Source organism: Pseudomonas saudimassiliensis (assembly GCF_000939975.1).
Taxonomy (GTDB): Bacteria; Pseudomonadota; Gammaproteobacteria; order Pseudomonadales; family Pseudomonadaceae; genus Halopseudomonas; species Halopseudomonas saudimassiliensis.
This window is the reverse complement of record NZ_LK391969.1, coordinates 2,007,265-2,019,698: the sequence shown is the minus strand read 5'-3', so window position 1 is coordinate 2,019,698 and position 12,434 is coordinate 2,007,265. Positions and strand designations below refer to the sequence as shown.

9 protein-coding genes, 2 tRNA genes and 1 rRNA gene are annotated in these 12,434 nt (G+C 61.0%); 6 read left to right on the top strand and 6 right to left on the bottom strand.

Going from position 1 to position 12,434, the window contains the following annotated elements:
- Positions 1-219: 219 nt before the first annotated feature.
- From VG99_RS09360 to rpmE, 6 genes are all read right to left on the bottom strand, one after another.
- Positions 220-295 (bottom strand) — tRNA-Ala (locus VG99_RS09360).
- A 24-nt stretch (positions 296-319) separates the two neighbouring features.
- Positions 320-396, bottom strand: a tRNA-Ile gene (locus tag VG99_RS09355).
- Positions 397-503: 107 nt separating this feature from the next.
- Positions 504-2,040: ribosomal RNA gene (locus VG99_RS09350) — 16S ribosomal RNA — on the bottom strand.
- A gap of 591 nt (positions 2,041-2,631) precedes the next feature.
- Entirely contained in the window at positions 2,632-3,894 is a 1,263-nt protein-coding gene (locus tag VG99_RS09345; protein ID WP_044499541.1) for a malic enzyme-like NAD(P)-binding protein, read from the bottom strand.
- 136 nt (positions 3,895-4,030) lie between these two features.
- Positions 4,031-4,813, bottom strand: a complete 783-nt coding sequence (locus VG99_RS09340; RefSeq protein ID WP_044499540.1) for a thermonuclease family protein — start codon at positions 4,811-4,813, stop codon at positions 4,031-4,033.
- Between the two features lie 24 nt (positions 4,814-4,837).
- Complete coding sequence (rpmE, locus tag VG99_RS09335; protein WP_044499536.1) at positions 4,838-5,053, bottom strand: 50S ribosomal protein L31; 216 nt, start codon at positions 5,051-5,053, stop codon at positions 4,838-4,840.
- A 221-nt stretch (positions 5,054-5,274) separates the two neighbouring features.
- Between rpmE and VG99_RS09330 the strand changes: the two genes are divergently transcribed.
- The 6 genes from VG99_RS09330 to VG99_RS09305 all read left to right on the top strand — a co-directional run bounded on the left by VG99_RS09330 (position 5,275) and on the right by VG99_RS09305 (position 12,402).
- A complete protein-coding gene (locus VG99_RS09330) occupies positions 5,275-7,491 on the top strand; it encodes a primosomal protein N' (RefSeq protein WP_044499535.1) in 2,217 nt (738 codons plus the stop codon).
- Positions 7,492-7,594: 103 nt separating this feature from the next.
- Positions 7,595-9,340 (top strand): arginine--tRNA ligase, encoded by a 1,746-nt coding sequence (gene argS / locus VG99_RS09325; protein WP_044499534.1) that lies wholly within the window; start codon positions 7,595-7,597, stop codon positions 9,338-9,340.
- A gap of 5 nt (positions 9,341-9,345) precedes the next feature.
- Positions 9,346-9,954 carry an SPOR domain-containing protein gene (locus VG99_RS09320; protein ID WP_044499532.1) on the top strand — a complete coding sequence of 203 codons (609 nt, stop codon included), beginning with the start codon at positions 9,346-9,348 and terminating at the stop codon, positions 9,952-9,954.
- Positions 9,955-10,106: 152 nt separating this feature from the next.
- Entirely contained in the window at positions 10,107-10,637 is a 531-nt protein-coding gene (hslV, locus tag VG99_RS09315; protein ID WP_044499531.1) for an ATP-dependent protease subunit HslV, read from the top strand.
- A gap of 20 nt (positions 10,638-10,657) precedes the next feature.
- Positions 10,658-11,998 (top strand): ATP-dependent protease ATPase subunit HslU, encoded by a 1,341-nt coding sequence (gene hslU, locus VG99_RS09310; RefSeq protein ID WP_044499530.1) that lies wholly within the window; start codon positions 10,658-10,660, stop codon positions 11,996-11,998.
- A 23-nt stretch (positions 11,999-12,021) separates the two neighbouring features.
- On the top strand, positions 12,022-12,402 hold the full coding sequence (locus VG99_RS09305) for a gamma-butyrobetaine hydroxylase family protein (protein ID WP_044499525.1): 381 nt from the start codon (positions 12,022-12,024) through the stop codon (positions 12,400-12,402).
- The last annotated feature ends 32 nt before the right edge of the window (positions 12,403-12,434 follow it).

The following is a 12,434-nucleotide window of genomic DNA, read 5'->3' as shown; positions in this document are numbered from 1 at the left end:
ATGATTTCACGACAATCCGGAACTTGCACTTGAGATTACAAGTTACCTTAGCCATAACGTGTGCAGTGAAACACCCGTTATGTCTTGTCTTACTTCTATCACTTTTCCACATTGTTAAAGAGCGACTGATCAAAGATCAGACATCAATCATCCCGCCTGGCGGAATCATTCATGTATGAACTCTTATCGAGTACTGGCGATGGTGCCCCTGGGCCGTCCTGGTGGAGCCAAGCGGGATCGAACCGCTGACCTCCTGCGTGCAAGGCAGGCGCTCTCCCAGCTGAGCTATGGCCCCGTTCAGACCTGACACCTCGACAATTGGTGGGTCTGGGCAGATTCGAACTGCCGACCTCACCCTTATCAGGGGTGCGCTCTAACCAACTGAGCTACAGACCCAATTATCTCGGCCTGCTACCTGTTGCTTAGTGCTACAGACCTAATCGCCTTTCTTTCGGAATCAAGTAATTCGTGTGAGTGCTTGAAGAATGTCGAGATCTGTCGATTAAGGAGGTGATCCAGCCGCAGGTTCCCCTACGGCTACCTTGTTACGACTTCACCCCAGTCATGAATCACACCGTGGTAACCGTCCTCCCGAAGGTTAGACTAGCTACTTCTGGTGCAACCCACTCCCATGGTGTGACGGGCGGTGTGTACAAGGCCCGGGAACGTATTCACCGTGGCATTCTGATCCACGATTACTAGCGATTCCGACTTCATGGAGTCGAGTTGCAGACTCCAATCCGGACTACGAGAGACTTTATGGGATTAGCTCCACCTCGCGGCTTGGCAACCCTTTGTATCCCCCATTGTAGCACGTGTGTAGCCCTGGCCGTAAGGGCCATGATGACTTGACGTCATCCCCACCTTCCTCCGGTTTGTCACCGGCAGTCTCCTTAGAGTGCCCACCATAACGTGCTGGTAACTAAGGACAAGGGTTGCGCTCGTTACGGGACTTAACCCAACATCTCACGACACGAGCTGACGACAGCCATGCAGCACCTGTGTCAGAGTTCCCGAAGGCACCAATCCATCTCTGGAAAGTTCTCTGCATGTCAAGGCCAGGTAAGGTTCTTCGCGTTGCTTCGAATTAAACCACATGCTCCACCGCTTGTGCGGGCCCCCGTCAATTCATTTGAGTTTTAATCTTGCGACCGTACTCCCCAGGCGGTCAACTTAGTGCGTTAGCTGCGCCACTAAGAACTCAAGGTTCCCAACGGCTAGTTGACATCGTTTACGGCGTGGACTACCAGGGTATCTAATCCTGTTTGCTCCCCACGCTTTCGCACCTCAGTGTCAGTATCAGTCCAGGTAGTCGCCTTCGCCACTGGTGTTCCTTCCTATATCTACGCATTTCACCGCTACACAGGAAATTCCACTACCCTCTACCGTACTCTAGCTCAGCAGTTATGAAAGCAGTTCCCAGGTTGAGCCCGGGGATTTCACACCCATCTTACTGAACCACCTACGCGCGCTTTACGCCCAGTAATTCCGATTAACGCTTGCACCCTCTGTATTACCGCGGCTGCTGGCACAGAGTTAGCCGGTGCTTATTCTGTTGGTAACGTCAAAACATCAAGGTATTAGCTTGACGCCCTTCCTCCCAACTTAAAGTGCTTTACAATCCGAAGACCTTCTTCACACACGCGGCATGGCTGGATCAGGGTTTCCCCCATTGTCCAATATTCCCCACTGCTGCCTCCCGTAGGAGTCTGGACCGTGTCTCAGTTCCAGTGTGACTGATCATCCTCTCAGACCAGTTACGGATCGTCGCCTTGGTGAGCCATTACCTCACCAACAAGCTAATCCGACCTGGGCTCATCTGATAGCGCAAGGTCCGAAGATCCCCTGCTTTCTCCCGTAGGACGTATGCGGTATTAGCGCCCGTTTCCGGACGTTATCCCCCACTACCAGGCAGATTCCCAGGTGTTACTCACCCGTCCGCCGCTGAATCCAGGAGCAAGCTCCCTTCATCCGCTCGACTTGCATGTGTTAGGCCTGCCGCCAGCGTTCAATCTGAGCCATGATCAAACTCTTCAGTTAAATACTGATCGGGTTTTGAGAAAACCCTAAACTTGGCTCAGCCGTACAAATAAACTCGATGAATTCACAGAGTAACTTGCTTTGGCTGATAATCTTGCGATCATCGCGCACCCAGCAAGCACCCACACGAATTACTTGATTCCAATTTGTTAAAGAGCGATTCGGTCCGCGTTTCCGCTTAACCAAGGCCGCGCATTATACGCCAACCTTCTGATCCGTCAAGCTTTTTTGTGAGGCTTTTCAGCGCTGCACCGCTTGGCAAACCTGCCTGGAACGCTGCTGCTGTTCCGGGCTAGGGAGGCGCATTCTACAGGAGTCAAACCCCTTGTCAACGCCTTCCTGAAAATCCTTTCTCACCGTGAAGAAGCGATCTTGCCAGCCTCTTCAGTGAGCGGCGCATTCTACGCCGTTTCGCTTGTCTGTCAACCCCCAAGTTATCGCTAACTTATTGATTGGACGGGGCTTTTTGAAAAGCACCGCGACGTGCGAGGGGCGCATTATAGGCCCCTCACATTTGCCGTCAAGCCCCTGTTACCGAATTATTTCACATAATAAAAACCCTGCGACGAGGCAGGGTTTTTATCGCAGCTATCAGAAGCAATCGTCGACCGACTTCAGCGGATAGTGCGCGGGGTAAGGCAGGCGTGCAACACCACTATCGATTGCCGCCTGGGCAACGGCAGCCGGAACCTTCTCGATCAGACGTACGTCCATGGGCTTGGGAATAATGTACTCACGACCAAATTCCATTTCCAGTCCGCCATAGGCTTCGGCGATGTAGGCCGGCACCGACTCCTTGGCCAGCTCACGGATAGCATGCACGGCAGCCATCTTCATCTCGTCATTGATACGCGAAGCGCGAACATCCAGCGCACCACGGAAGATGAAGGGGAAGCAGAGTACGTTGTTGACCTGGTTCGGGTAGTCGGAACGACCGGTAGCCATGATCACATCCGGACGGGCCGCGCGTGCCAGCTCGGGGCTGATCTCCGGATCCGGGTTGGAGCAGGCGAAAACGACAGGGTTCTCGGCCATCAATTTCAGCTCGGCCGGCTGCAGCAGGTTCGGACCGGACAACCCGACGAAGACATCGGCGCCCTTCATGGCGTCGGCAAGGGTGCGCTTGTCGGTCTCGGAAGCGAAAACGGCCTTGTGCTCGTTCAGATCATCGCGCCCGGCGTGGATGACACCCTTGCGGTCGAGCATATAGATGTTCTCGATAGCCGCGCCCAAGCTCACCAGCAGCTTCATGCAGGCAGTGGCTGCTGCACCTGCACCCAGGCAAACGATCTTGGCGTCTTCGAGCTTCTTGTCGGCCAGCTCCAGGGCGTTGATCATCGCCGCAGCGGTAACGATGGCGGTGCCATGCTGGTCGTCATGGAATACCGGAATGTCACACTGTTCGATCAGCGCACGCTCAATGTCGAAGCACTCCGGCGCCTTGATATCTTCCAGGTTGATGCCACCAAAGGTGCAGGAGATGCGCTTGACGGTATCAATGAATGCCTGAGGACTTTCGGACTCGACTTCGATATCGAAAACGTCGATACCGGCGAAACGCTTGAACAGCACGCCCTTGCCTTCCATGACCGGCTTGGAAGCCTGCGGACCCAGGTTGCCCAGACCGAGAATGGCTGTACCATCGGAGATGACCGCCACCAGGTTGCCCTTGCCGGTGTATTTGTAGGCGTTGTCCAGATCCTTAGCGATTTCGCGCACGGGCTCAGCAACACCCGGGCTGTAGGCCAGCGCCAGGTCGCGCGCAGTGGCCGTAGGCTTGGTCAGCTCAACGCTCAATTTACCCGGGCGGGGGCTGGCATGATATTCGAGCGCATCAGTTCTCAGATCAGACATGATTACAATTCCGGTTAGGTAGCTTTATTGTGTTCGAGCGATCGAGAATACAGAAAAGACCAAACGGTCACAAGATGATTGCATTAACGGCGCGAACGACGGGGAAACATGCGCTTTTTGCCGCCAACCCCATCGATTATTCCGCAGTTTGCACTACTGCCATCCGCGGCTCCTGTAGCGGCAACATGAAGCGCTGACGACCGGCGCGTCGCGTCTTGCGGTCCACCACCCAGCCGCGCACTTCCAACTCCTTGCCCACCCAGTCATCGAGTCGCTCGAACCGGGGGCGATCGCCTGCCAGTATGCGCAGCACCAAGGTACCCTCCAACTCGAGCCATAGATGATCGCGGGTACGCTCGATCGACCGCACCTGTCCGCGAACCAGATGAAAACCGCCGGCGCGCACCTTGTCCGCCATAACCACCGGATCCTGGCGCCACAGTCCCACCCCGCCGCTGCGAGCGACAGCCTCCTGCTGCAGGTGACAATCCAGCAGAGACAGATTGGGAGGCACGCCAATGGCCAGCCCCATACCTTCTCGCAAGAGCTGCGCCTCGACATTGACCCCCCGAGCATCGAACAGATGTCCAAGGGTGCGACCATAGTGATCGCGATCCTGCTCGCCGACCACAAGCCGCAGGCCCGGCCTGGCCACCCGCCGCTCGAGCGCAGCGCGGGCCTGCTGCGCATAAGGTTCGGAAGGCCGGCCCTTGCGGCCGATTTCCGGAGTATTGATACCGATCAGCCGCACCCGCCGACCATCGCTCAATTCCAGCGTATCGCCATCGATGACATAGCGACTGACTACCGGCTCGCCTGTCCCCGGCACCCGGCCGCAGGTATCGGCCAGCGCCGGCGCGACCAACAGCCAGGCAACAAAAAAGGCGCCCCAACGGAGCGCCTTTTTCGAATCAGACATTGCCACTTGCGGGGCCTGTCGATCTTACTTCTTGGTGGTGACAGCACCGAAACGCTGATTGAAGCGCTCGATACGGCCGCCGGTATCCAGAACCTTCTGCTTGCCGGTGTAGAACGGGTGGCATGCAGAACAGACGTCCAGATAGATGCTCTTGCCCAGAGTGGAGCGGGTCTTGATGACATTGCCGCAACCACAGGTGGCTTCGATTTCTTCGTACGCAGGATGCAAATCAGCTTTCATGGTGATTCCTCGGTTTTGTGTGCCGCCACCGGACCAACCTGATCAGGCACCGCACTGAATGACGCTACCCGGCATCGAACAATCGAATGGACCGGAAAACAGGCCGGCGATGATAACAGAATTCCGCTGCCGCGCAAGCATTACGCATGCTGTAGCGGCAGGCGCTGAATATCCCGGCCGGCAGTGCTACCATCCACTGCTTGCCAGAACGGGATGTCACAGTGTCAGGACCGATTCTCCAGATTGCCCTCCCTTCGCCCCTGCGTCGCCTGTTCGATTACCGGGCCCCCGCGGGCATGTCGACCACCGAGTTGCAACCAGGGCTCCGCGTCCGCGTGCCCTTCGGCAATCGCCAGATGGTCGGACTGATCGCCGGCCTCAGCGCAGAATCGAGCGTCCCGGCGAACAAGCTCAAGCGCGTCAGCGAAGTACTCGACCAGGCACCGCTGTTGCCGGACAGCCTGTGGAAGCTCTGCACCTGGACCGCCAGTTATTATCAGCACGGCCTCGGCGACACCTTGAGCTGCGCTTTGCCGGTATTGCTGCGCCGCGGCGAGCCGGCACTGGCCCGCCAGGATATACTCTGGCAACTGCTGCCCGGAGCTTACCCCGAGCATCCTGCGGTCAGTCGCGCGCCCAAACAGAAGGAAGCGGTACAGACCCTGGCCCGCCACCCCCACGGCCTGTCACATGCACTTATCAGTCACTGGGGTTTGACCCGTGACGCCCTCGAGGCGCTGGAGCGCAAGGGCCTGGCCCAGCGTATCCAGCAATCGCCCCACCACACCAGCGAGCCCCAGCCACTATTAAAGGAAACACCGCTAGCGCCCAACGGCGAGCAGCAGGCTGCGCTGGATGCGATCCTCGGCGCCGAGGGCTTTCACGCCTGGCTGCTGGAAGGGGTGACCGGCAGCGGCAAGACCGAGATCTACCTGCAGGCGATCCACCACTGCCTGCAACAGCAGCGCCAGGCCCTGGTGCTGATTCCGGAGATCGGCCTGACGCCGCAGACGCTGGAGCGATTCCGTCGACGCTTCAACGTACCCGTGGTGATCCTGCATTCTGGCCTCAATGACCGCGAGCGGCTGGACGCCTGGATCGCCGCCCGCGAAGGCGAGGCCGGGATTGTCATCGGCACCCGCTCGGCCATCTTCACGCCGCTGGCCCGCCCCGGCCTGATCGTTGTCGATGAAGAACACGACCTGTCCTATAAACAGCAGGAAGGGCTGCGCTACAACGCCCGGGATCTGGCGGTCTATCGTGCCCACCTGGAACAGGTCGGCTTGATTCTCGGCTCCGCCACTCCTTCCTTCGAGAGCCTCTACAACGTGCAACGCGGTCGTTATCAGCGCCTGCGCCTGACCCAGCGCGCCGGCAATGCCAGTCCGCCCACCCTCCAGTGCCTGGATATCCGCAGCCGGCCGCTGGAGGGCGGCATGTCACGCCCGTTGATCCAGTTGATGGGCGATCATCTGCGGCGGGGCAACCAGGTATTGGTGTTCATCAACCGGCGCGGCTTTGCCCCGACCCTGATGTGCCACGACTGCGGCTGGATGGCAGAATGCCGGCGCTGCGATGCGCGCATGACCCTGCATCAGGCGCCGGCGCAGCTGCAATGCCACCACTGCGGCAGCCAGCGACCGGTCGAACGCTGCTGCCCGAAGTGCCAGAGCCAGGACCTGCGCCCCATCGGCGCCGGCACTGAACGCACCGAAGAGCACCTGATCCAGTGCTTCCCAGATTTCCCGATCCTGCGCATCGACCGTGACACCATGGCCCGCAAGCAGGCCATGCAGAGCATGCTGGCGCGCATCCAGAGTGGCGCGCCCTGCGTACTGGTCGGCACCCAGATGCTTGCCAAGGGGCACCACTTCCCCGATGTGACCCTGGTGGCCATCCTGGATGCCGATGGAGGCCTGTTCTCCGCTGATTTCCGCGGACCGGAGCGCATGGCCCAGTTGATCATCCAGGTGGCCGGGCGTGCCGGCCGCGCCGACAAGCCCGGCCAGGTACTGATCCAGACCCATATGGCCGAACACCAGCTGCTGCTGGATCTGACCGAGCATGACTACGGCCGCTTTGCGCAGCGGGAGCTCGCGGGGCGCGCCGCCGCCCAGCTGCCGCCGTACACCTTCATGGCCCTGCTGCGTGCCGAAGCCAACTCCTCGGCCCAGACCAACCAGTTCCTCGATGAAGCCTGCGAGCTGGCCGAACAGCTGGCCATCGACCTCGGTATCGCGGGGGTGGATCTGCTCGGTCCGGTGCCCTCGCCCATGGAGCGCCGCGCCGGCCGGTTCCGCGCGCAGCTACTGGTCCAGGCCGGCCAGCGCTCGGCCCTGCATCAGTTACTGCATCACTGGCTGCTGGCATTGGAGCAGCATCCCCTGGCCCGCCGGGTGCGCTGGTCGATCGATGTCGACCCTCTGGACATGTTCTGAGCAAGCCATTGTCGCAGGTCCGGACAGAGGGATTTGGCAAGCAGCCCGTTAAGTCGGATAATGCCGGGTTTTCCACAGGCCGTTGCCGGATACTCCATTACCTATGAAAAACCTGATCAGCCAGTTGCTCGCCAGCGCCGTCAGCACATTGCAGAACCAAGGCGTCCTGCCCAGCGATATCACCCCCGCGATTCAGGTGGAAACCGCCCGGGACAAGAGCCATGGGGACTTTGCCAGCAACCTGGCGATGATGCTGGCCAAGCCCGCCCGCATGAAGCCGCGGGATCTGGCCGAGCAGCTGGTCGCCGCGCTGCCGCATAGTGACGCCGTGGCCCAGGTCAGCATTGCCGGGCCCGGCTTCATCAACTTTTTCCAGGCCCGCGACTGGCTCGCCGCGCAACTGCAGAAGGCCCTGGACGATGCCCAGCTGAACGTACCCCAGGCGGCACCTGCCCAGCGGGTGGTGGTGGATTACTCCTCCCCTAACCTGGCCAAGGAAATGCACGTCGGTCACCTGCGCTCGACCATCATCGGTGACGCCGTGGTGCGGGTGCTGGAGTTTCTCGGCCATGAGGTCATTCGCCAGAATCATGTGGGCGACTGGGGTACCCAGTTCGGCATGCTGCTGGCCTACCTGGAAGAGAACAGCGTTGACGCCGAAGCCGAGCTGGGCGATCTGGAAGGCTTCTACCGCCAGGCCAAGCAACGCTTCGACGAGAGCGAGGAATTTGCCAACCGCGCCCGTGAGCGGGTAGTTCAATTGCAGGCGGGCGACCCTGCCTGCCTGGAGCTGTGGCACCGTTTCAACGCCATCTCCCTGGGTCACTGCCAGGCCGTGTACGATCGCCTGGGCGTGAGCCTGACGCCCGCCGATGTACGCGGCGAGAGCGCATACAACGATCAGCTCGCCGATGTGGTGGCCAGCCTGCAGCAAGCTGGCCTGCTGACCGAGAGCGACGGCGCGCGCTGCGTGTTTCTCGATGAATTCAAGACCAGCGACGACAAGCCCCTGCCAGTGATCGTGCAGAAGGCCGGCGGCGGTTACCTGTACGCCACCACCGACCTGGCCGCGATGCGTTACCGTCAGCAGGAGCTCCAGGCCGACCGCGTGCTGTACTTTGTCGACCAGCGCCAGGCACTGCACTTCCAACAGGTGTTCGCCGTAGCCCGCAAGGCCGGATTCGTCGCCGACAGCATGCAACTGGAACATATGGGTTTCGGCACCATGAACGGCGCCGATGGCAAGCCGTTCAAGACCCGCGATGGCGGTACGGTGAAGCTGGTCGACCTGCTGGAAGAAGCCGAGCAGCGCGCCTATCAGCTGGTCGCCCAGAAGAACCCCGAGCTCGATCCTGCCGAGTTGCAACAGATTGCCCGCGCGGTGGGCATCGGTGCGGTCAAGTATGCTGACCTGTCGAAGCATCGCAGCAGTGACTACAACTTCAATTTCGAGCAGATGCTGAGCTTCGAGGGCAATACCGCCCCCTACCTGATGTACGCCTATACCCGCGTTGCCAGCGTATTTCGCAAGATCGACCGCGATATGTCGCAGCTCGATGACCTGGCGCCACTGGTACTGGCGGCAGAGCCGGAGATCGACCTGGCCGCCCACCTGGCCCAGTTCGGCAGCTTGCTGGAATATGTCGCCCGGGAAGGCACACCCCATTCCCTGTGCCATTACCTGTACGAACTGGCCGGTCGCTTCTCCAGCTTCTACGAGAACTGTCCGATTCTGGCCGCTGACGAGCCGGCCCAGCGCGACAGCCGACTGCGCCTGGCGGCCCTGACTGGACGCACCCTGCGCCAAGGCCTTAATCTGCTCGGCATCAATACCCTGGAGCGCATGTAAGTCGCATGGCCAAAGCACGCAGAACCCCCCGTCGCGGCGCCAGCCGCGCCCGTAGCAAACCCGGTCGCCGGATACCCGCCTGGCTGATCGCCGTCTGTGGCGCGATGGTGGGGTTGTTTGCCGCCTTCCTGTTTCAGCTGGAACCGGGCCGGGACACCGTCAAGCGTGATAACGGCAGCTCCCGCCCCGCGGCGCCGGCAGCGCCCGCCGCCCCGCAGAAGCAGAGCCCCAGCTACGACTTCTATACCCTGCTGCCCGAGTCGGAAGTACTGGTGCCCAGGGCCAGTGAACCGCCACCGCCACCACCGCCTCCGCCGAAGCCCGTTCCGGAGGCGCAACCCAAGCCCGAATCCAAGCCCACCGCGACCACCCAGTATTTCCTGCAGGCGGGTTCCTTCCGCCAGCGCAGCGAAGCGGATCGGGTACGTGCGCAGATCATTCTGATGGGCCTGGATGTGCGTCTGGAGGATGCCAAGCTTGCCAACGGCGAAACCTGGCACCGCGTGCAGGTCGGCCCCTTCGCCGATCCGGGCCGGCTGGCCCAGGCCGAGCAGACCTTGAGCGGCAACGGCTTCAGCAATCTGCTACGCCAGCAGCGCACCGTCACCCGCTGAACCCCATACCGGCAGCAGCCCCGCTGCCGGTCCCTCCCGGTCACCCCTGGCCCAATCCATGTCTTGAATTCACCCTGCCCAGCCCCCAGATAACGGCAAAGGCAGCGCGCGCGGCGTGCTGCGCCAATTTGAACAGCCAACAGGAGCTGCGCGTGACTACAATCGTTTCAGTACGCCGCCACGGCAAAGTGGTAATCGGTGGTGATGGCCAGGTATCGCTGGGTAACACCGTGATGAAAGGCAACGCCCGCAAGGTCCGCCGCCTGTACAACGACCAGGTGATTGCCGGGTTCGCCGGCGGCACGGCCGATGCCTTCACCCTGTTCGAGCACTTTGAAGGCCACCTGGAAAAGCACCAGGGTCAATTGGTCCGCGCGGCGGTGGAAATGGCCAAGGAATGGCGGACCGACCGCACCCTGCGCCGGCTCGAGGCTCTGCTGGCAGTGGCCAACAAGGATGCCTCGCTGATCATTACCGGTAACGGTGACGTGCTCGAACCCGAGGAAGGCATCATCGCCATCGGCTCCGGCGGCCCCTATGCCCAGTCCGCCGCCCGCGCCCTGCTGCGTCATTCCGATCTGTCCGCGCGCGAGATCGTCGAGTCCAGCCTGAACATTGCCGGCGAAATCTGTATCTACACCAACCAGAATCACACTATCGAGGAGCTGGACGCCAATACCTGAGGCGTCCAGGAAGCTACCCCATGTCCATGACACCCCGCGAAATTGTCCACGAGCTGGACCGTCACATCATCGGCCAGCAGGAAGCCAAGCGCGCCGTCGCCATTGCCCTGCGCAACCGCTGGCGGCGCCAGCAGCTGCCCGAAGCGCTGCGCCATGAAGTCACGCCCAAGAACATCCTGATGATCGGCCCCACCGGGGTCGGCAAGACCGAGATCGCCCGCCGCCTGGCGCGCCTGGCGCAGGCTCCCTTCATCAAGGTGGAAGCGACCAAGTTCACCGAGGTCGGCTATGTCGGCCGCGACGTGGAGTCCATCATCCGCGACCTGGTGGACGCCGCCCTGAAGATGCTGCGCCAGCAGGAAATCACCAAGGTCGGCCACCGCGCTGAAGACGCCGCCGAAGAGCGGATCCTCGACGCCCTGCTGCCCCCCGCCCGCCAGGGCACCAGCGACGAGCCGGTGCGCGAGGACAGCAGCACCCGCCAGCTGTTTCGCAAGCGCCTGCGCGAGGGCCAGCTGGATGACAAGGAAATCGATATCGACGTGGCCGACACGCCCGTGGGCGTGGAGATCATGGCGCCGCCCGGCATGGAGGAGATGACCAGCCAGTTGCAGAACATGTTCTCCAGCTTCGGTAAGAACAAGCGCAAGACCCGCAAACTCAAGGTCAGCGAAGCCTTCAAGCTGATCCGCGACGAGGAAGCGGCCCGACTGGTCAATGACGAAGACCTGAAAAGCCGCGCCATCGAGGCGGTTGAGCAGAACGGTATCGTCTTCCTCGATGAGATCGACAAGGTCAGCAAGCGCGCCAATAGCGGCGGCGGCGCCGACGTGTCCCGCGAGGGCGTACAGCGTGACCTGCTGCCCCTGATCGAGGGCTGCACGGTCAACACCAAGTTTGGCATGGTTCGCACCGATCACATCCTGTTCATCGCCTCGGGTGCTTTCCATCTGTCCAAGCCGTCGGACCTGATTCCCGAGCTGCAGGGGCGCCTGCCGATTCGCGTCGAGCTCCAGTCGCTGTCCCCGGCGGATTTCGAGCGCATTCTCACCGAGCCGGATGCCTCGCTCACCGAGCAGTACCGTGCGCTGCTGCAGACCGAAGGCCTGGAGATCGAGTTTGCCGCCGATGCCGTGGCCCGCCTGGCGGAGATCGCCTGGCAGGTCAACGAGAAGACCGAAAACATCGGTGCCCGCCGCCTGCACACGGTGCTGGAGCGACTGCTGGAAGAAGTTTCCTTCAGCGCCGGGGACCTGGCGTCCAAGCAGAACGGCGAGAAGCTGGTGATTGATGCGGCCTACGTTAACGAGCACCTGGGTGAGCTGGCGGTCAATGAAGACCTGTCACGCTATATTCTCTGACCTCAACTGCCGGTGAGCCTGCCATGACCAGTCCGATACCCAGCAAGATCAAGCTGCACAAGGCGTCCCGCACGCTGGACCTGCATTACCCAGACGGGCGCCACTTCAGCCTGCCCGCCGAGTTCCTGCGGGTGCACTCGCCCTCGGCGGAAGTGCAGGGGCACGGTCGTCCGATCCTGCAGACCGGCAAGCAGAATGTCGCCCTGGTGGCGGTGGAGACGGCCGGCAATTACGCGTTGAAACTGGTCTTCGATGATGGCCACGACAGCGGCCTGTACAGCTGGGATTATCTGCTGGAACTGGGCGAGCGGCAGGACGCGCTCTGGCAAGCCTATTTGGATCAACTGCAGGCAGCCGGTGCCAGCCGGGATCCGGATGTCTCGGTGGTGAAAGTGATGCTCTGAGCACGTCGGCCACCTCGCCGGCAACTAAAAAG